Raw genomic sequence first — 22,511 nt, forward strand, 5'->3', positions numbered from 1 at the left:
TCACCAACGGGGGACGGATGTCGCATTCGGTGGAGCTTGACGGGATCGGGATGCGCTTCGGCACGACGCAGGCGGTCAGCGGCGTGTCCTTCACGGTCCAGCCGGGCGAGTTCTTCTCGATCCTGGGACCGTCGGGCTGCGGCAAGACCACCATCCTGCGGATGATCGCCGGGTTCATCCAGCCGACCGAGGGACGGGTGCTGATCGGCGGCGAGGACATGGCCGGGCTTGGCCCGAACCAGCGGCCGACGGCGATGATCTTCCAATCGCTGGCCCTGTTCCCGCTGATGCCGGTCTGGGAAAACATCGCCTTCGGGCTGGAAGCGCGGGGCATGGGCCGCGCGGAACGCCGCAAGCGGGCGGACGATCTGCTGCGTTTGATCGCATTGGAAGGATACGGCGACAGGATGCCCGGCGAGTTGTCGGGCGGACAGCGCCAGCGGGTCGCCATCGCCCGCGCCCTGGCCGTGGAACCGGGCGTGCTGCTGCTGGACGAGCCGCTGTCGGCGCTGGATCTGAAGCTGCGCCAGCATATGCGGGCGGAACTCCGCAGCCTTCAGAAGCGCACGGGCGTCACTTTCATCTATATCACCCACGATCAGTCCGAGGCGCTGGCCATGTCCGACCGCGTGGCCGTGATGTCGGCGGGTGTGTTGCAGCAGACAGCCACCCCGCGCCAGCTTTACGACAATCCCGCCACGCCCTTCGTCGCGCGTTTCGTGGGTGAAACCAACGCGATCGCCGGCCGGGTCAGCGCCGTGGGCGACGGCATGGCGCGCGTGGATACCGCCCTTGGTCCGCTGCACGGGCGCGCGCAGGGCGCCGTCGCCATCGGCCAGGCCGCCACGCTTTATGTCCGCCCCGAGGCGCTGATGCCCGGCGTCGGCGCCAATACCCTGCGCGCCCGTGTCGGCCGCATGGATTTCGAAGGGGCCTTCGCCCTGATCCACGGCCAGTTTGCCGACGGCGCGGCGCTGACGGCGGCGGTGCCCTCGACCCGGCTGTCGGATGCGCCCGCGCCGGGGACGGATGCCAGCTTTTCCTTTGCGCCGGAACATGCGGTGGTGCTGGCCGATGCGTGATCTTTATGCGCGCTTTGGCGGCGGCCTGGCGACGATCTTTCTGTCGCTGGTGCTGGTCTGGCTTGCGGCGATGGTGCTGGCGCCGAACCTGATGATGATCGACTATGCGCTGCGGCCGAACCTGCCGCCCGCGCAGGTCGGCGGGCCGCAGGACATATGGTCGGCGGACAATTTCCTGTATCTGGCGAACGAAGGCGTGCATCGCGCGATCTTCTTCAAGACGGTCTGGGCCAGCGCGCTTGTGGCCCTGCTGACGCTGGTGGTCTGCTATCCCATCGCCTTCTGGATGGCGCAGCGCGCGACGCCGGGGCAGCTGTCCATCGCGCTGATGCTGGTCATCATCCCCTTCTTCATCAACGAGGTGCTGCGCACGCTGGCCTGGTTCATCCTGCTGGCCTATCGCGGGCCGCTGAACGCGGTCTTGCAGGGGATCGGGTTGATCGACGCGCCGATCCGCTGGCAGGGCGATGGCGGCGTGCTGGCGGGGATGGTCTATGCCTATATCCTGTTCATGCTGCTGCCGATCTATAACGCCATAGAATCCTTGGACAAAGCGCAGCTGGAAGCCGCGCGGGATCTGGGTTCGCCCGCCTGGCGGACGCATTGGCGCATCGTCATCCCGCACGCCAAGGCGGGCATCGCCACCGGCTGCGTCTTCACCTTCATGCTGGCCGCCGGATCCTATGTCGCCCCCGCGCTGCTGGGGTCGCCCGGCAGCCGCTGGTTCACCGAGATCATCTATAACTGGTTCTTCGAGGGCGGCGACTGGAACCGGGGCGCGGCCTATGCGCTGACGCTGCTGGTCCTGTGCCTGGCCGTGGTGCTGGTCACGCTACGCGTCTTCCGCGTGAACCTGACGGACGTGGCGAAATGACGCCTGACCGGATCTTTCGCGGGCTGTTCGTGCTGTATCTGCTGGCCTTCGTGGCCTATCTGTTCATGCCGCTGATCATCATGGGCGCCGCCGCCTTCAACACCAGCCGCTTTCCCACGGTGATCCCCTGGCAGGGCACGACGCTGGACTGGTTTTCGGCGATGTGGGCGGATGCGGCGATGTGGCGGGCGCTGTGGACCTCGGCCATCGTGGCGTTCTTTGTGGTGCTGGTGGCGTTGCCGGTCGGCACCGCCGCAGCCCTGGTGCTGACCACGCTGCATGCGCGGGCGCGCAGCTTCGCCTATGCGGTGATGGTCTCGCCCCTGCTGACGCCGGGGGTGGTGATCGGGATTTCCACGCTGATCCTGTGGCGGCAGGTGGGCGTGGGCGGAGGCATCGCGCTGATCGTGGTGGCGCAGACGACCTTCATCATCTGCTATGTGATGCTGATGGTGATGGCGCGGCTGCAACGCTTCGACCGCACGCAAGAGGAGGCGGCCCTGGGCCTGGGCGCGTCGCGGCTGATGGTGTTCCGCCGGGTGCTGCTGCCCTTCCTGCGGCCCGCGCTGCTGGCATCCGGGGGGCTGGCGGTCCTGCAATCGGTGGAAAACTACAACACCACGCTGTTCGTGCGCGGGTTCGAGACGCCGCTGACCGTGTTCATCGCCACCAAGGTCCGCACCGGCCTGACGCCTGCCGTCAATGCCCTGGCCTTGGTCATCATCGCCGTCACGGTGATCGGCGCGGTGGCATACGAGATCGCCCGGCGCAGGCAACTCAGCGCGCGTCCGCGTTCCTGATCGGGCTGCGCGACATCTGCGCCACCGCGTCGCGCAGGCGTTTTGCCAGCGGCGACAGCGGGCGGCGTTTCAGATCCAGCAGGAAATAGGGCGACACCCGGATCGGCTGCGGCGTCGGGATGATCGTGAACCCGGCCCCGACCGGCGGGCGGATCAGCAGTTCGGCGACCTCTTGGGACACCGGAGTGATCGCATTGGTCTGCGCCAGATAGGCGATGGTCAGCAGCAGCGACGGGCTGTTGACGATGTTGTCGGGTTCCGACAGCCCGACGCCCGCGAAGGCGGCCAGCGTCGCCTCGCGGATCGGGGCGCCGCGCTGCTGCATGATCCATTCCTGCCCGGCCAGTTCGGTCAGCGTGACCAGTCTGGCGCGGGCCAGCGGATGATCGGCCCGCGCCATCAGCGCCACCTTTTCATCCGACATCGGCAGGATGTTGAAGGCGTCGCTGTCGAATTCCGGCAGGATCCGGCCCAGAACGAAATCCATCTCTCCACCCGACAACTGCATCAGCAGATCGCGCGAGGGCATCACGTCCACGGTGATGTCGGCGCCGGGGCTTTCCTCCTTGATCTGGCGGATCGCGCTGACAAGATAGCTGATCGCCGGTCCTGTCACCGCCCCCACCCGCACCGAACCGGCATAGCCGCCGCGCAGGGCGCGCACGTCCGATTCGATGCTGGCCATCTCGCGCAGGATCACGCGGGCGCGGCGCAGCACGGCGGTGCCGATCTCGGTCGGCTCCATCCCCTTGGGCTGGCGGAGGAACAGGGCCGCGCCGACATGGCGTTCCGCCTCGGCCAGCATCCGAGAGGCGGCGGGCTGGGTCATGGCCAGCGCTTCGGCCGCCATCTGCAACTGTCCGTGCAGGGCGATTTCGTGGATCAGGCGCAGTTGCGGCGGCTTCAGGGCGCGTATGGACATATCATTTTCGGTATGAAGATTGCCTATTTTATCATTTTACCGGCATGATAACCGTTTGCTACATCTTTTCTCATCTATTCGGAGGATGCGTGGCCCATGTGCCGCGCAAGGGGAGGATACAGATGAAGTTCAGAACCGCTGCGGTCGCGCTGGCGATCGGGGTCTCGTGGCTGGCGACCGGCGCCATGGCGGAAACCATCGGCATCGCGATGCCCACCAAATCGTCCGCCCGCTGGATCGACGACGGCAACAACATGGTCAAGCAGTTGCAGGAAGCCGGTTACGACACCGATCTGCAATATGCCGAGGACGACATCCCGAACCAGCTGGCCCAGGTGGAAAACATGATCACCAAGGGCGTGAACGTCCTGGTGATCGCCGCCATCGATGGCACCACCCTGTCGAACGCGCTGGAAAACGCCGCCGCCGCCGACATCAAGGTGATCGCCTATGACCGCCTGATCCGCGGGTCCGAGCATGTGGACTATTACGCGACCTTCGACAACTTCAAGGTCGGCGTCCAGCAGGCGACCACGCTGGTCGACGGGCTGAAGGAACGCTTCCCGGACGTGAAGCCCTGGAACGTGGAACTGTTCGGCGGCAGCCCCGACGACAACAACGCTTTCTTCTTCTATGACGGCGCGATGTCGGTTCTTCAGCCGCTGATCGACGATGGTTCCATCGTGATCGGGTCGGGCCAGACCGGCATGGAAAAGGTCGGCACGCTGCGCTGGGATCCGGCGGTGGCGCAGGCGCGGATGGATAACCTTCTGTCCTCGAACTATGGCGACAAGCAGGTCCATGGGGTGCTGTCGCCCTATGACGGGCTGTCCATCGGGATCCTGTCGTCGCTGAAGGGCGTGGGCTATGGGTCGGGCGACATGCAGATGCCCATCGTCACCGGCCAGGACGCCGAGGTGCAGTCGGTGAAATCCATCGAGGCGGGCGAGCAGTATTCGACCATCTTCAAGGACACCCGCGAACTGGCCCGCGTCACCGTGGGCATGGTGGACGCCGTTCTGAAAGGGACCGAGCCGGAAATCAACGACACCGAGACCTATGACAACGGCGTCAAGGTCGTGCCCTCCTATCTGTTGGAGCCGGTGCCGGTGACCAAGGCCAACATCAAGGAGGCTCTGATCGATTCCGGTTACTACACCGAAGATCAGCTGAAGTGATCCTTGCGGGGCGGGCCGAAGGGTTCCGCCCCCAGATCGACCGGCACCTTGGGGAGGGGATGCGAATGACGAAGCTGAGACATATCCTGACTGTCGCGGCCATGGCGATGACGGTCCCGCTGGCCGCAATGGCAGCCGATGAAAAGGTGGGCATCTCGATGCCCGAAAAGATCACCGCGCGCTGGGTCGCAGACGGTGAGAACATGGTCAAGCAGTTCCAGGAGGCCGGGTATCAGACCGACCTGCAATACGCCAATGACGACATCCCGGCGCAGCTGAGCCAGATCGAGAACATGATCACCACGGGCGCGAAGGTGCTGGTGATCGCGGCGCTGGACGGCACGACCCTGTCGAACGCGCTGGAAAACGCCAAGGCGGCGGACATCAAGGTCATCGCCTATGACCGCCTGATCCGCGACACGCCGAATGTCGATTATTACGCGACCTTCGACAACTTCAAGGTCGGCGTCATGCAGGGCACCTCTCTGGTCGAGGGCCTGAAGGAACGCTTCCCGGACCAGAAGCCTTGGAACGTCGAGCTGTTCGGCGGCAGCCCGGACGACAACAACGCCTATTTCTTCTATGATGGCGCGATGAGCGTCCTTCAGCCGCTGATCGACGCGGGCAACATCGTGGTCCCCTCGGGGCAGACGGGCCTCGACAAGGTCGGCACGCTGCGGTGGGACGCGGCCACAGCCCAGTCGCGGATGGACAACATCCTGTCCGCGAATTACGGCGACAAACAGGTTCATGGCGTGCTGTCGGCGAATGACGGGCTGGCCCGCGGCATCATCTCGTCCGTGAAGGGCGTGGGCTACGGATCGGGCGACCTGAAGATGCCGATCATCACCGGGCAGGACGCGGAAATCCCCGGCATCAAGGCGATCATCGACGGCGAACAGTATTCGACGGTCTTCAAGGACACGCGCGAACTGGCCAAGGTCACGGTGGGGATGGTCAACGCCATGCTGGAAGGCAAGGAACCCGAGGTGAACGACACCAAGACCTATGACAACGGCCAGAAGGTCGTGCCGTCCTTCCTGCTGGAGCCGGTCGCGGTCACGGCGGCGAACTGGAAAGAGGTTCTGGTGGATTCGGGTTATTACACCGAAGACCAGTTGAAGTGATCCCCTGCGGTTCCGGCGCAGACCGGGGCTGCTTCACCAAGGGAGGACCGCGATGACCGCCATTCTGGAAATGCAGGGCATCACCAAGACGTTTCCCGGCGTGCGTGCGCTGAGCAACGTCAACCTGTCGGTGCGCGAAGGCGAAATCCACGCCATCTGCGGCGAGAACGGCGCGGGGAAATCGACGCTGATGAAGGTGCTGTCGGGCGTCTATCCCCATGGCAGCTACGAGGGCGAGATCCTGTATGACGGCAAGCCTGCGCGCTTCCGCGACATCCGCGACAGCGAACATGCGGGCATCGTCATCATCCACCAGGAACTGGCCCTGGTGCCGCTGCTTTCGGTGGCCGAGAACCTGTTCCTGGGCAACGAGGTCGCCAGCGGCGGGGTCATCAACTGGCCCTTGGCCTATCAGAAGACCGAGGCGCTGCTGCGCAAGGTCGGCCTGACCGAGGCGCCGACCACCAAGGTGGAAAAGCTGGGCGTGGGCAAGCAGCAGCTTGTGGAAATCGCCAAGGCGCTGGCCAAGAACGTGCGTCTGCTGATCCTGGACGAACCGACCGCCGCGTTGCAGGAAAACGACAGCCAGAAGCTGCTGGACCTGATGCTGGAGCTGAAGGAACAGGGCGTCACCCAGATCATCATCAGCCACAAGCTGAACGAGATCCGCCGCGTCGCCGACCGCGTGACCGTGATCCGCGACGGCTCCACCGTGTCCACCCTGGACCGCAGCGAAATCACCGAGGACCGGATCATCCGCGACATGGTGGGCCGCGACATGGCGCATCGCTATCCCGACCGGACGCCCCGGATCGGCGAGGTGCTGATGGAGGTGCGGAACTGGTCCGTGATGCACCCCGACCAGCCGCGCCAGGTGATCCGGGACGTATCGATGACCGTCCGCAAGGGAGAGATCGTCGGCATCGCCGGCCTGATGGGGTCGGGCCGCACCGAATTCGCCATGAGCCTGTTCGGCCGCAGCTATGGCCGCGACATCCGGGGCGAGGTGACGCTGGGGGGCGCCCGGCCCGACCTGTCCACCGTGTCGCGCGCCATCGACGCGGGGCTGGCTTACGTCACCGAGGACCGCAAGGTCCTGGGCCTGATCCTGGACGAGCCGATCCTGCGCAACATCTCCTTGGCGAATCTGGAAGGCATTGCCAAGGGCGCGGTGCTGTCGCGGGGCCGCGAACAGCAGGTGGCGGAACGATACCGCAAGGCCATGAACATCCGCACGCCCAGCGTGTTTCAGCGGGTCGTGAACCTGTCGGGCGGCAACCAGCAAAAGGTCGTGCTGTCGAAATGGCTGTTCACCGATCCCAAGGTGCTGATCCTGGACGAACCCACGCGCGGCATCGACGTGGGCGCCAAGTTCGAGATCTACAACATCATGAACGACCTGGCGGGCCAGGGGCATGGCGTGGTCATGATCAGTTCGGAAATGCCCGAGCTTTTGGGCATGTGCGACCGCATCTATGTCATGAACGAAGGCCGGATCGCCGGTGAACTGACCCGCGATCAGGCCAGCCAGGAACGGATCATGGCCCTGATCCTGCAAGACGGAATGAAGGGAGAGGCCGCATGAGCACGGCTGACGCGAACAAGCCCGCCACCGCGACGGGCATCGGCGCCCATCTGGGCAGCCACCTGCGGGAAAACGGCATGATGTTGGCCCTGGTCGCCATCGTCCTGTTCTTCTTCGTCATCGTGCGCGCGGTCCAGGGGGTCGATTTCCTGTCGGCGCAGAACATCACCAACCTGTTTTTGCAAAACAGCTATGTCATCATCATGGCCTTGGGGATGCTGCTGGTGATCGTGGCGGGCCATATCGACCTGTCGGTCGGATCGGTCGCGGCCTTCACCGGGGCGGTGGCGTCCATGCTGCTGGTCAAGATGCAACTGCCGATGCTGGTTGTGGTCCCCATGGTGCTGGTCGTGGGCGGGCTGATCGGCGCGGCCCAAGGGTACTGGATCGCCTATTGGCGCATCCCGTCCTTCATCGTCACGCTGGCCGGGATGCTGGTGTTCCGGGGTCTGACCCTGTGGCTGCTGGGCGGCCAGAACATCGGCCCGTTCGAGCGGTCCTTCCAGGCGCTGTCCACCGGCTTCATCCCCGACCTGTTCGGCCCGGACAAGCCCAACTTCACCGCGCTGATCCTGGTCGCCGTGGCCGCCGCCGCCATCGTCTGGGCGGGCATCCGCGGCCGCGCGAGAGAGGCCGAATTCGGCATCGCCCCCGAACCCGCCGGGTTCTTCTGGGCGCGCAACGCGGTGGTGGTGATCGCGCTGTTGTTCGTGGGCTGGAAGCTGGCCAGCTTCCGGGGCCTGCCGAACGTGCTGCTGATCATGTCGGTGCTGATCGTGCTCTATGCCTTTTTCACCGAATCCACGACCACCGGGCGGCGCATCTATGCCCTGGGCGGGAACGAGAAGGCCGCGAAGCTGTCGGGCATCAAGACCGAACGGCTGGTCTTCTTCACCTTCGTCAACATGGGCGTTCTGGCGTCCCTGGCCGGCATGATCGTCACCGCGCGTCTGAACAGCGCCACCCCCAAGGCGGGTGTCGGTTTCGAACTGGACGTGATCGCGGCCGTCTTCATCGGCGGGGCCTCGATGGCCGGGGGGTCGGGACGGATCATCGGCGTGGTGGTCGGCGCGCTGATCATGGGCGTGATGAACAACGGCATGTCGATCATGGGGATCGGCATCGACTATCAGCAGGTGATCAAGGGGCTGGTGCTTCTGGCCGCCGTCATCTTCGACGTTTACAACAAGACCAAGCAGGGCTGACCCATGTTTCTGTCGCAACTGAAAAGCCCCGGCGGCGACCGGGCCGTCGCCGCACGGACCGACGACGGCGCCTGGATCGTGCCCGGCGCGCGGACCACCCGCGATCTGGCCCTTGCCGCCATCGCCGCCGGGCGCGGCCTTGAAGCCGAGGTGACGGCACGGGGCAGGGGCGAAGCGGTCGATCTGGCCGCAGCCCTGGCAGATGGCCGTGTCCTGCTGCCGCTGGACCATGACGACCCGGCGCATCTGCACCTGACCGGCACCGGGCTGACGCATCTGGGCAGCGCCGCCACCCGCAATTCCATGCACGCCAAGGCGGATGCCGAGGCGCTGACCGACAGCATGAAGATGTTCCGCATGGGGCTGGAGGGCGGCAAGCCGCAGGCGGGCGCGGCGGGCGTGCAGCCCGAATGGTTCTACAAGGGCAACGGCGTCAACGCTGTGGCGCCCGGCGCGGCTCTGGTGTCCCCAGGCTTTGCCCTGGACGCGGGCGAGGAACCGGAAATCGCGGGGCTTTACCTGATCGGCCCGGACGGCACGCCCTTCCGGCTGGGCTTTGCCTTGGCGAACGAGTTTTCCGACCATGTGACGGAACGCGGCAACTACCTGTGGCTGGCCCATTCCAAGCTGCGCCCCGCGAGCTTCGGCCCCGAAATGCTGGTCGGCGATCTGCCCCAGCATGTCGAGGGCACCAGCCGGATCCTGCGGGGCGGTGCGGTGATCTGGGAAAAGCCCTTCCTGTCGGGCGAATCCAACATGTCGCACAGCCTTGCGAACCTGGAGCATCACCACTTCAAGTATGCGCTGTTCCGCCAGCCGGGCGACGTGCATGTGCATTTCTTCGGCACCGCCACGCTGTCCTTCGCCGATGGCGTCAAGGCGCAGGCGGGCGATGTCTTCCAGATCGAATCCCCGGCCCTGGGTTTGCCCTTGGCGAACCCGCTGGACCAGCAGCCGGACGGCGGCACCCCCGTCGCCGTCGCCACCCTCTGAGGCTATCATGACGTTCACACCCGCCCCCTGGCTCCGCCAGCTTCGTTCCCAGCATTGGTATGGGGGCACCTCGCGCGATGCGATCTATCACCGCGGCTGGATGAAGAATCAGGGCTATCCGCACGACCTGTTCGACGGCCGCCCGGTGATCGGCATCCTGAACACCTGGTCCGACCTGACCCCCTGCAACGGCCACCTGCGCGAACTTGCCGAAAAGGTGAAGGCCGGCGTCTGGGAGGCAGGCGGCTTCCCGGTCGAGGTGCCGGTCTTCTCCGCATCCGAGAACACCTTCCGCCCGACCGCGATGATGTTCCGCAACCTCGCCGCGCTGGCGATTGAGGAAACCATGCGCGGCCAGCCGATAGACGGCGCGGTGCTGCTGGTCGGCTGCGACAAGACCACACCGTCGCTGCTGATGGCGGCGGCATCGACCGACATCCCCTCCATCGTCGTGACGGGCGGGCCGATGCTGAACGGATATTTCCGGGGCGAACGTGTGGGGTCGGGCACGCATCTGTGGAAGTTCAGCGAAGCCGTGAAGGCCGGCGAGATGACGCAGGACGAGTTCCTGGAGGCCGAGGCGTCGATGTCCCGTTCCACCGGCACCTGCAACACGATGGGCACGGCCTCCACCATGGCGTCCATGGCCGAGGCGCTTGGCATGGCGCTGTCGGGCAATGCCGCGATCCCGGCGGTGGATTCGCGCCGCCGCGTGATGGCGCAGCTTTCGGGGCGGCGGATCGTGCAGATGGTCAAGGACGACCTGAAGCCCAGCGACATCCTGACCAAGCCCGCCTTCGAAAACGCCATCCGCACCAACGGCGCCATCGGCGGGTCCACGAATGCGGTCATTCACCTGCTGGCCATCGCGGGGCGGGTGGGCGTCGATCTGACGCTGGACGACTGGGACCGCTGCGGGCGCGACGTGAAGACCATCGTGAACCTGATGCCCTCGGGCGCGTACCTGATGGAGGAATTCTTCTATGCGGGCGGGCTGCCGGTGGTCCTGAAACGGCTGGGCGAGGCCGGGCAGTTGCACAAGGACGCGCTGACCGTCAGCGGCATGACCATCTGGGACGAGGTTCGCGACGTGGTGAACTGGAACGAGGACGTGATCCTGCCCGCTGACCGCCCGCTGACCGAACAGGGCGGCATCGCCGTGCTGCGCGGCAACCTGGCTCCCAAGGGGGCGGTACTGAAACCCTCGGCCGCCAGCCCGCATCTGCTGGTCCATCGCGGCCGCGCCGTCGTGTTCCAGGATATTGACGACTACAAGGCCCGGATCAACGACGAGGCGCTGGACATCGACGAGACCTGCGTGATGGTGATGAAGAACTGCGGACCCAAGGGCTATCCCGGCATGGCCGAGGTCGGAAACATGGGCCTGCCGCCCAAGGTTCTGCGCAAGGGGATCACCGACATGGTGCGGATTTCCGACGCGCGGATGTCGGGAACGGCCTACGGGACGGTGGTGCTGCACACCTCGCCCGAAGCCGCCGCCGGTGGTCCGCTGGCGGTGGTCCGTGACGGCGATTTCATCGAACTGGACGTGCCGAACCGGCGGCTGCATCTGGACATTCCCGACGCCGAACTGGCCGCGCGACTGGCCGAATGGCGGCCTTTGCCCGACCAGCCGACAAGTGGTTACGCCTGGCTGCATCAGGCCCATGTCGAGGGCGCGGATACCGGAGCGGACCTGGACTTCCTGAAAGGCTGCCGGGGCAATCCGGTCGGAAAGGACAGCCACTGATGAAGATCGCGTTAGTCGGCATCGGCAAGATCGCCCTGGACCAGCATGTGCCCGCGCTTGCTGCCAGCCCGGACTGGGATCTGGCCGCGACCGTCAGCCGCCATGGCAGGGTGGAAGGCGTCGAGGCCTTCACCGACATCCATGCCATGCTGGAGGCGCGGCCCGATATCCCGGTCGTCAGCCTGTGCCTGCCGCCCGTGCCGCGCTTCGAGGCGGCGCTGGCGGTGCTGCGCGCGGGCCGACACCTGATGCTGGAAAAGCCCCCCGGCGCCACCCTGGCCGAGGTGCATATCCTGTCCGATCTGGCGCAGGCGCAGGGCGTCACGATCTTCGCCACCTGGCATTCGCGCATGGCGATGGCGGTGGCCGCCGCCCGCGATTGGCTGGCGGGCCGGACCATCCATTCAGGGCGCATCACCTGGCGCGAGGATGTGCGCAAATGGCATCCAGGCCAGGACTGGATTTTTGAAGCAGGCGGCATGGGCGTCTTCGATCCCGGCATCAACGCCCTGTCGATCCTGACTGAGATCCTGCCCGAACCCCTGCGCCTGCTTTCGGCCGACCTGGACTTTCCCGCCAACCGGCAGGCCCCCATCGCCGCGCGGCTGCAATTCAGCCAGCAGATCGCGGCGGATTTCGATTTCCGCCAGGAAGGCCCGCAGACCTGGGACATGGAATTCCAGACCGATGGCGGCGTGCTGGCGCTGCGGATGGGCGGCAACCGGCTGGAGATCGACGGCCGTCATGTCCAGGGCGCAGACGACATCATGGGCGAATATCCGGCGCTTTATGCGCGCATGGCAGGGCTGATTGCCGCAGGAAAGCGGGAAACGGACCTTGCGCCCATGGTGCTGGTGGCCGATGCCTTCACCCTCGGGCGGCGGAATACCGTCGCGGACTTCCATTTCTGAGGATACAGCAATGACCTTCACCCCCCATGGTAAACATCTGATCGCCGGCGAATGGCTGACCGGAGAGGGGACGTTCCGTTCCGCCCCCGCTCATGGCGCGCCGCACGACTTCAGCGGCGGAACCGTGGATCTGGTGAACCGCGCGGCCGAAGCCGCCGAGGAAGCCTTCGCCGATTATGCCGCCACCTCGCGCGAGGATCGCGCCCTGTTCCTTGAGGCCATCGCCGACCAGATCGAGGCCCGCGCCGAGGCGATCACCGCCATCGGCAGCGCCGAGACCGGCCTGCCCGAGGCGCGGCTGAACGGCGAACGGGGGCGGACCACCGGCCAGTTGCGGCTGTTCGCGGACCATATCCGCAAGGGCGATTACCTGGACCGCCGCCACGACCCGGCGCTGCCCGACCGCCAGCCCCTGCCGCGCCCCGACCTGCGGCTGATGCAGCGGCCCATCGGTCCGGTCGCGGTGTTCGGCGCCTCGAACTTTCCGCTGGCCTTTTCGACGGCGGGGGGCGACACGGCATCCGCGCTGGCCGCGGGCTGTCCGGTGGTGGTCAAGGGCCATCCCGCCCATCCCGGCACCGGCGAGATCGTGGCCCAGGCGATCCACGCCGCCATCCAGGCGACGGGGATGCCCGCCGGGGTGTTCAGCTTCATCCACGGCGACAGCCATGCGGTCGGCGCGGCCCTGGTCCAGCATCCGCTGATCAAGGCGGTGGGCTTCACCGGCAGCCTGCGCGGCGGCCGGGCGCTGTTCGACCTGTGTGCCGCCCGCCCCGAGCCGATTCCCTTCTTCGGCGAACTGGGCAGCATCAATCCCGGTTTCGTCCTGCCCAAGGCGCTTGCCGCGCGCGGCGCCAAGCTGGCCGAGGGCTGGGCGGGCAGCCTGACCATGGGCGCGGGCCAGTTCTGCACCAATCCCGGCCTGATCGTGATGCCCAAGGGGGTGCTGGCCGACGCCTTCGCCACGGCGGCGGGCGACGCTCTGGCCAAGATCGCCCCGCAGGCGATGCTGACCGACGGCATCGCCGAGGCCTATCGCGCGGGCGCCGAACGCGCCGCCGGGGTGGCGACGCCGGTCTTCGAAGGCGTCAGCGAAGGCCGCAACGCGCTGCCCGCCGTCTACAAGACCACGGCCGAGGAGTTCCTGCGCGACCATACCCTGGCCGAAGAGGTGTTCGGCCCGCTGGGCGTGATCGTCACCGTCACGGGCGAGGACCAGATGCTGGAGGTGGCCCAGTCGCTTGAGGGCCAGTTGACCGCCACGCTGCACCTGGACGACGGCGACATGGATCTGGCGCGCCGCCTGATGCCGGTCCTGGAACGCAAGGCGGGCCGGATCCTGGCCAACGGCTGGCCCACCGGGGTCGAGGTCGCGGACGCGATGGTCCATGGCGGGCCTTACCCGGCCTCGACCAACTTCGGCGCGACCAGCGTGGGGACCATGGCGATCCGCCGGTTCCTGCGCCCGGTCAGCTATCAGAACATCCCCGAGGCGCTGTTGCCCGAGGATCTGCGGGGCGTCTGACGCCCCGTACCATCGCCCGGCGGGAGGGCCGGGCGATTTTAACGCAACGGGAGGATTACCATGACCATCAAGACCCTGCTCGGCACCGCCGCGCTTTTGGCGGTGACCGCCACCGGCGCGCTGGCCGAGGGCGAAACCGTCGGATTTTCGCAGATCGGTTCGGAATCGGGCTGGCGGGCGGCGGAAACCACACTGACCCGGCAGCAGGCCGAGGAGCGCGGCATCCAGTTGCAATTCTCGGACGCGCAGCAGAAGCAGGAAAACCAGATCGCCGCGATCCGGTCCTTCATCGCGCAGGGGGTGGACGCGATCCTGCTGGCCCCGGTCGTCGCCACCGGCTGGGATTCCGTCCTTCAAGAGGCGAAAGAGGCCGAGATCCCCGTGGTCCTGCTGGACCGCCAGGTGGACAGCGCCGACGACCTGTATCTGACCGCCGTGGGGTCGAACCTGGTCCATGAAGGCGAGGTCGCGGGCGAATGGCTGGCGAACGAAGTCGGCGACCGCGAATGCCGCATCGTCGAATTGCAGGGCACCACCGGATCCAGCCCCGCCATCGACCGCAAGACCGGCTTTGAAAACGCCATCAAGGACCACCCGAACCTGACCATCGTGCGCAGCCAGACCGGCGATTTCACCCGCGCCCTGGGCAAGGAGGTGATGGAAAGCTTTCTCCAGGCCGAGAACGGCGGCAAGGACATCTGCGCGCTTTACGCCCATAACGACGACATGGCGGTGGGCGCGATCCAGGCCATCAAGGAGGCCGGGCTGAAACCGGGCAGCGACATCCTGGTCGTCTCGATCGACGGCGTGCCCGATCTGTTCCAGGCGATGGCTGCCGGAGAGGCGAATGCCACCGTCGAACTGACGCCCAACATGGCCGGTCCCGCCTTCGACGCCTTGGCGGCCTATTGGAAGGACGGCACCACGCCGCCGAAGTTCATCCAGACGGAATCGAAGCTGTACACCCAGGCCGACGATCCGGCGGGCGAATACGAACGCCGCAAGGGCCTGGGCTACTGATCGCCTGCGCCGGGCCGCATCCGTGGCCCGGCATTCCTGACGAAAGGGGGCGTCATGCTGCTGTCCATCCGGTCGCTGACCAAGACATTTCCGGGCACCCGCGCGCTGGACGGCGTGGATTTCGACCTGCGCGCGGGCGAGGTCCATGCCCTGCTGGGCGAAAACGGCGCGGGCAAGTCGACGCTGATCAAATGCCTGACCGGTGCCTATTGCCGCGACGGCGGCACGATGATGCTGGAGGGCGCGGCCATCGACCCGCGTTCCACCGCCCATGCGCAGGAACTGGGCATCGGCACGGTGTATCAAGAGGTCAACCTGCTGCCCAACCTGACCGTGGCGCAGAACCTGATGTTCGGACGGGAACCGCGCCGGTGGGGCCTGATCCAGACCCGCGCCATGCGGGCGCAGGCGCAAGCGATGCTGGCCGAATACGGGCTGGATCTGGACGTGGACCGCGACCTGGGCGCCTATTCCGTGGCGATCCAGCAGATCGTCGCCATCGCCCGCGCGGTTACCCTGTCGGGCAAGGTGCTGATCCTGGACGAACCCACCGCCAGCCTGGACGCGGCCGAGGTGCGGATGGTCTTCGACGTGGTGCGGGGCCTGCGGGAACGCGGCCTGGGCATCGTCTTCGTGTCGCATTTCCTGGATCAGGTCTTCGACCTGACCGACCGCGTGACGGTGCTGCGCAACGGCCGCAAGATCGTCACCACCGACACTGCCAGCCTGGATAGGGTGCGCCTGATCGAACACATGCTGGGCCGCGAACTGGAAGATGCGACGACCCATCACGCCGCCGCGCGCGGCCCCCGCCCGCCGATGCTGGAGTTCCAGGGCATGACCCGGCGCGGCGTGATCGAACCCTTTGACCTGGCCGTGGGGCAGGGCGAGGTCGTGGGCCTGGCAGGTCTGTTGGGATCGGGCCGGACCGAATCCGCCGAATTGCTGTTCGGTCTGCTGGGCGCGCATTCGGGGCAGGCGCGCGACCAGGAAGGCCCGCTGGACCTGCGCAGCCCGCGCGCGGCCATCGCGGCAGGCTTCGGCTTCGTCCCCGAGGAGCGCAAGACCGACGGCATCGTCGCCGACCTGTCCATCCGCGAGAACATCATCCTGGCCTTGCAGGCCCGGCGCGGCTGGGCGAGGCCGATCCCGCGCGGGGATCAGAACCGGCTGGCCGACGACTATATCCGGCGGCTGGACATCCGCACGGCGGGCCGGGACAAGCGCATCGGCGAATTGTCGGGGGGCAACCAGCAAAAGGTGATCCTCGCCCGCTGGCTGGCGATGAACCCGCGCTTCCTGATCCTGGACGAGCCGACGCGCGGCATCGACGTGGGCGCCCATGCGGAAATCGTCCGGCTGATTCACGACCTGGTGGAACAGGGCATGTCCCTGCTGGTCATCAGTTCGGAAATCGACGAGCTGATCGCGGTGTCCGACCGGGTGATCGTGCTGCGCGACCGCCGCCATGTGGCCGAACTGACCGGCGATGACATCGCCCCCGCCCGCATCGTCCAGGCCATCGCCGCGACCGAGGCCGCGTGATGGAGATGCTGAAACGCCTTGCCCCGCAACTGATCGCCCTGGCCGCCCTGGCCGCCGTGGTGACGGCCTTCTATCCGGGGTTCCTGTCGGTCCAGATGAACGATGGGCGGCTGGTCGGGCCTGTCATCGACGTGCTGAAGCGATCCGCCCCGGTGGCGCTGCTGGCAGTGGGCATGACGCTGGTGATCGCCACGCGCGGCATCGACCTGTCGGTCGGCACGATCATGGCGATCTGCGGCGCGGTCGCGGCATCCGCCGTCGCGGCCGGCTGGGGCCTGCCCGCCGCGATCCTGCTGGCGCTTGGCGCAGGCGTGCTGGCGGGGCTGTGGAACGGCGCGCTTGTCGCGGTCGTCGGCATCCAGCCCTTCGTCGCCACGCTGATCCTGATGACGATGGGGCGCGGCATCGCGCAACTGATCACCGAGGGGCGGATCCTGACCTTCACCGATCCCGGCTTCGGCTGGATCGGGTCGGGCACGGTCGCCGGGCTGCCGGTGCCCGCCTGGATCTGGATCGCCACCGCCATCGCCACGGCGGTGCTGATGCGCCGCACCGCCCTGGGCCTGCTGGTCGAGGCGACCGGCGTCAACCGCCGCGCCAGTGCCCTGGCCGGGGTCAACGCCACGGTGCTGCTGATCGCGGTCTATGCCGCGTCGGGCCTGTGCGCGGCATTGGCCGGGCTGATCGTCACCGCCGACATCCGCGGCGCCGACGCCAACAACGCGGGCCTGTGGCTGGAGCTTGACGCGATCCTCGCCGTGGTCATCGGCGGAAATTCCCTGCTGGGCGGGCGGTTCTCCATCGCCGCGTCGGTGATCGGCGCGCTGATCATCATGACCATCAGCATCGGTATCCGGCTGATCGGCTTTCCGTCCGAGTACAACCTCATCATCAAGGCCGGGCTGGTGCTGGTGATCCTGGTGCTGCAATCGCCGCGCGTCAGCGCCGAATGGCGGCTGTGGCGCGACAGCCACCGCGCCAGCCGCGAAGCCAGCTTGCGGAGACAGGCATGAACACCCGCGCGCTGCCCCTGTATGTCACCATCGGCATCTTCCTGCTGGCCTATCTGGTCTTCTGGCTGCAATTCCCGAACATCCTGTCCACCCGCGTCATCGGCAACCTGCTGACCGACAACGCCTATCTGGGGATCGTCGCGGTCGGCATGACGCTGGTGATCCTGTCGGGCGGCATCGATCTGTCGGTCGGATCGGTGATCGCCTTTTCCGGCGTGTTCATCGCCGTGCTGCTGCGCGACACGTCGCTGCATCCGCTGGCGGTCTTCGCGATCCTGCTGGCGCTGACCACGGCCTTCGGGGCGGGCATGGGCTTTCTGATCGACCGGCTGGCGATGCCCGCCTTCATCGTCACGCTGGCGGGCATGTTCCTGGCACGCGGCGCGGCCTATATCCTGTCCATCGATTCCGTGCCGATCCAGCATCCGTTCTATGACTGGCTGCAATCGCTGTATTGGCTGATGCCGGGCAAGGGGCGGCTGCGGCTGATCGGCATGGTGATGGTCGCCACCTTCATCCTGGGCATGATCGTGGCGCACAAGACCCGCTTCGGCGCATCCGTCTATGCCCTGGGCGGGGGCGAGGCCACAGCGCGGCTGATGGGCGTCCGGCAGGGGCGGACCACGGTGCTGGTCTATGCGTTTTCCGGCGCGATGGCGGGGCTGTCGGGGATCGTCTTTTCGATCTATACCGGGTCGGGCTATTCGCTGGCGACGGTGGGGACCGAACTGACCGCCATCGCCGCCGTGGTGATCGGCGGCACGCTGCTGACCGGGGGGGCGGGATACATGTTCGGCACCTTCGTCGGCGTGCTGACCATGGGGCTGATCCAGACCTATATCGTCTTCGACGGCAGCCTGTCGTCCTGGTGGACGAAGATCGTCATCGGCGTCCTTCTGCTGGCCTTCATCCTGCTGCAAAAGGCCCTGCTGAAACTGTCGCGGATGCGGCTTGCGAAAGGGATATCATGATCCACGACCACCGCCGTTGCGAACTGGGCGAGGGGGCGTTGTGGCACCCCGAACGCCGGCAGTTCTTCTGGTTCGACATCCTGGGCATGCGGCTGCTGTCGCAGGACGCGGATGGCACGCCGCTGGAATGGCCGCTGGGCCGCATCGCTTCGGCGGCGGGCTGGATCGACCGCGACCGGCTGCTGGTCGCCACGGAAACGGGGCTGGCGGTGCTGTCGCTGGCCGATGGCAGGCTGACCGATGTCGCGGCCGTCGAGGCCGACAACCCGGACACCCGGTCGAACGACGGGCGCGCCGACCGGCAGGGCGGGTTCTGGTTCGGCACCATGGGCAAGAAGGCCGAAAAGGGCGCGGGCGCGATCTATCGTTTTTATCGGGGCGAGGTGCGCAAGCTGGTGGATCCGATCACCATCCCGAACTCGATCTGTTTTTCGCCCGACGGGGGAACGGTGCATTATTCGGACACCGACCGCAGCATCGTCTGGCGACAGGATCTGGATGCGGACGGCTGGCCCGTGGGGGAACCGCAGATCTATCTGGATCTGTCCGCGCAAGGCTGGTCGCCCGATGGCGCGGTGATCGACGCCGGGGGCGGCTTCTGCTGCGCGGTCTGGGGGCAGGGGGCGGTGATGCGCTTCGATGCGGATGGTCAACGGACCCATGACTGGAAGGTCGGCGGGCGGCATTCGTCCTGCCCTGCCTTCGGCGGACCGGATCTGTCGCATCTGCTGGTCACGACCGCGCGCGACGGGATCGAGGCGCCCGACGACGCGCAGGGCAAGACCTATCGCCTTGAACCGGGCCTGACCGGCCTGGCCGAACCCCGTGTGATCCTGTGACCTGGACCCTGCCCGACGGACGCCGCGTGGACCAGCTGACGCTGACCGGCGGCGGGCTGACCGCGCAGGTGCTGACCCTGGGCGCGACGGTGCAGGATCTGCGGCTGGAGGGCATCGGGCATCCGCTGGTTCTGGGCTGCCCCGATCCGGCGGATTATCTGGACAGGGGCCTTTATCTGGGCGCCATCGTCGGGCGGTTCGCCAACCGTATCGGCGGGGCGCGGTTCACGCTGGACGGAAAGGAATACCGTACCGACCCGAATTTCCGCGGCCGCCACACCCTGCATGGCGGATCTTGCGGGACGAACCGGCATGTCTGGACGGTCGAGGATGCGCAGGACGACAGCGCTACCCTGATGCTTTGCCTGCCGGACGGGGACATGGGCTTTCCCGGCACCATGACCATCCGCGCCGAGATTGCCCTGCGCAATGGCGCGCTGGTCTTCGACCTGTCGGCCACCTCGGATGCGCCGACGCCCTGCAACCTGGCGCATCACGGCTATTTCGACCTGGACGGCAGCGGCGATGTGCGCGGCCACCGGCTGCGGATCGCGGCGGATCGTTACCTGCCGGTGGACGGCGATCTGATCCCGCTGCCGGGCAAGGCGCCGGTCCAGGGCACGCGTTTCGATTTCCGGCAGGCGCGGCCCATCGCGCCGGGGGAATACGACCATAATTTCTGCCTGTCGGATGGTCCGGTTGCCCGACGTGTCGTGGCCGAGCTGACCGGGCAAACGGGGCTGCGGATGCAGATCGAAACCGACCGACCCGGATTGCAGCTTTACGATGGCGTGCATTTCGACGGACTGCCGGGGCTGGATGGCCGCCGCTATGGCCGCTTTGCCGGGGTGGCGCTGGAAACCCAAGGCTGGCCCGATGCGCCGAACCGGCCGGATTTCCCCGACGCGATCCTGCGGCCCGGCCAGACCTATCGCCACCATGTCGCCTACAGGTTCAGCCAATGACCGCGCTGATCGGCATCGACTGGGGCACGACCTCGTTCCGCGCCTGGCGGATGGGCGCGGGGGGTAAGGTGTTGGAAGCCGTCGGCGATGGCCCCGGCATCCTGGCGGCAGGCGCCCTGCCGGGCGGGTTCCGCCAGGCCCTGCAAGACCGGATCGGCGGCTGGCTGGACGGCGCGCCGGCCATCGCCTCGGGCATGATCACCAGCCGCAACGGCTGGGTGGAAACGCCTTACCTGCCCTTGCCGCTGGACGCCGCCGCGCTGGCCGACAGCCTGACCCTGCATGACGGCATCCATTTCGTGACCGGCGCGGTCAGCGACCCGGACGGCCCCGCCCCCGACGTGATGCGCGGCGAGGAAACCGAGATCATCGGCCATCTGGCGGGCGGGGGCGCCGACGGGCTGTTCGTCCTGCCCGGCACCCACAGCAAATGGGCGCGGGCACGGGGCGGGCGGATCACCGCCTTTCGCACCGTCATGACCGGCGAAGTCTTCGCGGTCCTGCGCGACCATTCGATCCTGGGCCGGCTGATCCAGCCGGGACCGGGCAATGAGGACGCCTTCCGCCGTGGGGTCGAGGCGGGGTGGCAGGATGGCGCGCTGCTGGGGCGCATCTTCAGCGCCCGGACGCTGGCGCTGCTGGACCGGCTGGCGCCCCAGGACATCGCCGATTACCTGTCGGGCCTGCTGATCGGGGACGAGGTCGCCCAGGGTGCGCGGGACGCGGGCGGCCCGGTCACGATCATCGGGCGGGGCGATCTGGCCGCGCGATATCGCATCGCGCTTGACATGATGGGCATCGCCGCCGTGATCGCGCCGCCGGGCATGGCGCGGCGGGGACTGTGGGAAATTGCCCGGATCAAGGGGCTTTCATGACCGATTTCGATACCGCCTTCGCCGCGAACCCGCTGATCGCGATCCTGCGCGGGCTGCGCCCGGACGAGGCCGCCGCGACCGCCGCCGCGTTGATCGGCGCAGGCTTCACGATCCTGGAGGTGCCGCTGAACTCTCCCCAACCGCTGGACAGCATCGCCCGGATGGCCGACGCGGCCCCCGATGCGATCATCGGTGCGGGCACGGTGCTGCGGCCCGAACAGGTCGGCGCGGTGGCCGAGGCCGGGGGCCGGATCATCATCGCCCCGAACTTCGACCCTCGCGTCGCGTCCGAGGCGCGGCGGCTGGGCCTGGCCTATTGCCCCGGCGTCGGGACCGTGACCGAGGCTTTCGCCGCGCTTGAGGCCGGGGCCGCCGCCCTGAAGCTGTTCCCGGCCGAGATGATCCCCCCCGCCGCTGTCAAGGCAATGCGCGCCGTGCTGCCGCGAGACGCCCGGCTGTTGCCGGTGGGCGGCATAGACCCGGCGGCGATGGCAGGATACCGCATGGCGGGGGCGGATGGCTTCGGCCTGGGATCGGCGCTGTATCGGCCCGGCCAGGACGCGGCCGTCACCGGCGACCGGGCCTGCGGCTTCATGGCGGCCTGGCAGGCCCTGCTGGCCATGACATAAGTTAAGCCGGTCGGGCTTGGGGGAACATTGCCGGAAGGGGCGCGTTTCGGGCGATGCGCCGGTGGGAGGCGTATCACATTCCGGGAGGATCAGATGAAAGCCACATTCACTTGGGTGGCCGGCGGCGCATTCCTGGCGTTGACGGCGGTTTCCGCGCAGGCCGACTGCGCCGCCGAACTGGCGCGCCTGACCGAGGGCGGCGCGGCGGCGGAAGGAATCTCGAAGGACGGTTCGCTTGCGCCGCTGGAAGGGGCGCCGGACGCGGCGACCGGCTCGGATGCCGCCGCGACCGAGGCTGCGGATACGGCCGAGGCCGCGGGCATGAACAGCGCGGCGCCGACGCCCGAGGGCGCGGCTGACGGCGCGGCATCCACCGATACTGCCGGGGCCGACGGGGGCGAGGGGATCGCCAAGGACGGAACCCATGTGCCGCTGGAGGACGCGTCGGGCCAGCAGGCAGGCGTGGCCATGTCGGGCGCCGATGCCCAGGCCCAGCAGGAGGGCCAGCCCACCGCAGCCGAACAGGCCAGCGGCGGCGCCACCATGGACCATTCCGGCCGCGACGCCCATATCCAGGCCGCGCGCGACGCGCTTGCCGCCGGGAACGAGGACGCCTGCATGGAAGCGGTGAAGGCCGCTCAGTCGTCCTGAGCTCTGTTTGGCCGGGGCCAGCGTCCCCGGCCATCCGCCGCGTTGCCGCCG

General features: G+C 67.3%; 21 protein-coding genes. 20 read left to right on the top strand and 1 reads right to left on the bottom strand.

The window, feature by feature from the left end; translation table 11 throughout:
* The first annotated feature begins 17 nt into the window (after window positions 1–17).
* From ACTJI6_RS07850 to ACTJI6_RS07860, 3 genes are read left to right on the top strand one after another with little or no spacing between them, the layout of a single operon-like run.
* Window positions 18–1,082: an ABC transporter ATP-binding protein gene (locus ACTJI6_RS07850; protein ID WP_440799352.1), complete on the top strand. Its 1,065-nt coding sequence runs from the start codon at window positions 18–20 to the stop codon at window positions 1,080–1,082.
* Window positions 1,075–1,956, top strand: a complete 882-nt coding sequence (locus tag ACTJI6_RS07855) for an ABC transporter permease (RefSeq protein ID WP_440799355.1) — start codon at window positions 1,075–1,077, stop codon at window positions 1,954–1,956. Before ACTJI6_RS07850 ends, ACTJI6_RS07855 begins: the two co-directional genes overlap by 8 nt.
* The gene (locus ACTJI6_RS07860) at window positions 1,953–2,756 is read left to right on the top strand and encodes an ABC transporter permease (protein WP_440799358.1); all 804 of its coding nucleotides are present in this window, start codon (window positions 1,953–1,955) and stop codon (window positions 2,754–2,756) included. Before ACTJI6_RS07855 ends, ACTJI6_RS07860 begins: the two co-directional genes overlap by 4 nt.
* Here ACTJI6_RS07860 and ACTJI6_RS07865 read toward each other — a convergent pair.
* On the bottom strand, window positions 2,734–3,678 hold the full coding sequence (locus ACTJI6_RS07865; RefSeq protein ID WP_126153743.1) for a LysR family transcriptional regulator: 945 nt from the start codon (window positions 3,676–3,678) through the stop codon (window positions 2,734–2,736). The two genes, ACTJI6_RS07860 and ACTJI6_RS07865, sit on opposite strands and share 23 nt — an antisense overlap.
* A 122-nt stretch (window positions 3,679–3,800) precedes the next feature.
* Here ACTJI6_RS07865 and chvE (ACTJI6_RS07870) point away from each other — a divergent pair, with 122 nt between their 5' ends.
* The 17 genes from chvE (ACTJI6_RS07870) to ACTJI6_RS07950 all read left to right on the top strand — a co-directional run bounded on the left by chvE (ACTJI6_RS07870) (window position 3,801) and on the right by ACTJI6_RS07950 (window position 22,460).
* A complete protein-coding gene (gene chvE, locus ACTJI6_RS07870; RefSeq protein ID WP_440799361.1) occupies window positions 3,801–4,856 on the top strand; it encodes a multiple monosaccharide ABC transporter substrate-binding protein in 1,056 nt (351 codons plus the stop codon).
* A gap of 65 nt (window positions 4,857–4,921) precedes the next feature.
* The gene (gene chvE, locus ACTJI6_RS07875; RefSeq protein ID WP_440799364.1) at window positions 4,922–5,983 is read left to right on the top strand and encodes a multiple monosaccharide ABC transporter substrate-binding protein; all 1,062 of its coding nucleotides are present in this window, start codon (window positions 4,922–4,924) and stop codon (window positions 5,981–5,983) included.
* A 52-nt stretch (window positions 5,984–6,035) separates the two neighbouring features.
* A complete protein-coding gene (gene mmsA, locus ACTJI6_RS07880; protein WP_440799367.1) occupies window positions 6,036–7,568 on the top strand; it encodes a multiple monosaccharide ABC transporter ATP-binding protein in 1,533 nt (510 codons plus the stop codon).
* Window positions 7,565–8,773, top strand: a complete 1,209-nt coding sequence (gene mmsB, locus ACTJI6_RS07885) for a multiple monosaccharide ABC transporter permease (protein WP_440799370.1) — start codon at window positions 7,565–7,567, stop codon at window positions 8,771–8,773. The genes mmsA and mmsB overlap by 4 nt, the downstream gene beginning before the upstream one ends.
* Window positions 8,774–8,776: 3 nt before the next feature.
* The gene (araD1, locus tag ACTJI6_RS07890; protein ID WP_440799373.1) at window positions 8,777–9,766 is read left to right on the top strand and encodes an AraD1 family protein; all 990 of its coding nucleotides are present in this window, start codon (window positions 8,777–8,779) and stop codon (window positions 9,764–9,766) included.
* Between the two features lie 7 nt (window positions 9,767–9,773).
* A complete protein-coding gene (gene araD, locus ACTJI6_RS07895) occupies window positions 9,774–11,516 on the top strand; it encodes an L-arabinonate dehydratase (protein WP_440799376.1) in 1,743 nt (580 codons plus the stop codon).
* Window positions 11,516–12,427 (top strand): Gfo/Idh/MocA family protein, encoded by a 912-nt coding sequence (locus ACTJI6_RS07900; protein WP_440799379.1) that lies wholly within the window; start codon window positions 11,516–11,518, stop codon window positions 12,425–12,427. The genes araD and ACTJI6_RS07900 overlap by 1 nt, the downstream gene beginning before the upstream one ends.
* Window positions 12,428–12,437: 10 nt before the next feature.
* Window positions 12,438–13,952, top strand: coding sequence for an aldehyde dehydrogenase (NADP(+)) (locus ACTJI6_RS07905; RefSeq protein WP_126153751.1), 1,515 nt, complete (start codon window positions 12,438–12,440; stop codon window positions 13,950–13,952).
* A gap of 60 nt (window positions 13,953–14,012) precedes the next feature.
* Window positions 14,013–14,972: a galactofuranose ABC transporter, galactofuranose-binding protein YtfQ gene (ytfQ, locus tag ACTJI6_RS07910; RefSeq protein WP_440799382.1), complete on the top strand. Its 960-nt coding sequence runs from the start codon at window positions 14,013–14,015 to the stop codon at window positions 14,970–14,972.
* Window positions 14,973–15,026: 54 nt separating this feature from the next.
* Window positions 15,027–16,517 carry a sugar ABC transporter ATP-binding protein gene (locus ACTJI6_RS07915; protein ID WP_440799385.1) on the top strand — a complete coding sequence of 497 codons (1,491 nt, stop codon included), beginning with the start codon at window positions 15,027–15,029 and terminating at the stop codon, window positions 16,515–16,517.
* Window positions 16,517–17,530: an ABC transporter permease gene (locus ACTJI6_RS07920; protein WP_440799388.1), complete on the top strand. Its 1,014-nt coding sequence runs from the start codon at window positions 16,517–16,519 to the stop codon at window positions 17,528–17,530. The genes ACTJI6_RS07915 and ACTJI6_RS07920 overlap by 1 nt, the downstream gene beginning before the upstream one ends.
* Window positions 17,527–18,501 carry a galactofuranose ABC transporter, permease protein YjfF gene (yjfF, locus tag ACTJI6_RS07925; protein ID WP_440799390.1) on the top strand — a complete coding sequence of 325 codons (975 nt, stop codon included), beginning with the start codon at window positions 17,527–17,529 and terminating at the stop codon, window positions 18,499–18,501. The genes ACTJI6_RS07920 and yjfF overlap by 4 nt, the downstream gene beginning before the upstream one ends.
* Entirely contained in the window at window positions 18,498–19,340 is an 843-nt protein-coding gene (locus ACTJI6_RS07930; protein WP_440799393.1) for an SMP-30/gluconolactonase/LRE family protein, read from the top strand. Before yjfF ends, ACTJI6_RS07930 begins: the two co-directional genes overlap by 4 nt.
* Complete coding sequence (locus ACTJI6_RS07935; protein WP_440799396.1) at window positions 19,337–20,305, top strand: aldose epimerase family protein; 969 nt, start codon at window positions 19,337–19,339, stop codon at window positions 20,303–20,305. Before ACTJI6_RS07930 ends, ACTJI6_RS07935 begins: the two co-directional genes overlap by 4 nt.
* A complete protein-coding gene (locus ACTJI6_RS07940; protein ID WP_440799399.1) occupies window positions 20,302–21,180 on the top strand; it encodes a 2-dehydro-3-deoxygalactonokinase in 879 nt (292 codons plus the stop codon). The genes ACTJI6_RS07935 and ACTJI6_RS07940 overlap by 4 nt, the downstream gene beginning before the upstream one ends.
* Window positions 21,177–21,809 (top strand): 2-dehydro-3-deoxy-6-phosphogalactonate aldolase, encoded by a 633-nt coding sequence (locus ACTJI6_RS07945; RefSeq protein ID WP_440799402.1) that lies wholly within the window; start codon window positions 21,177–21,179, stop codon window positions 21,807–21,809. Before ACTJI6_RS07940 ends, ACTJI6_RS07945 begins: the two co-directional genes overlap by 4 nt.
* Before the next feature lie 93 nt (window positions 21,810–21,902).
* Window positions 21,903–22,460, top strand: a complete 558-nt coding sequence (locus ACTJI6_RS07950; protein WP_440799405.1) for a hypothetical protein — start codon at window positions 21,903–21,905, stop codon at window positions 22,458–22,460.
* Window positions 22,461–22,511 lie beyond the last annotated feature (51 nt).

Source organism: Paracoccus sp. 22332, from assembly GCF_052045125.1.
GTDB classification, from domain to species: domain Bacteria; phylum Pseudomonadota; class Alphaproteobacteria; order Rhodobacterales; family Rhodobacteraceae; genus Paracoccus; species Paracoccus haematequi_A.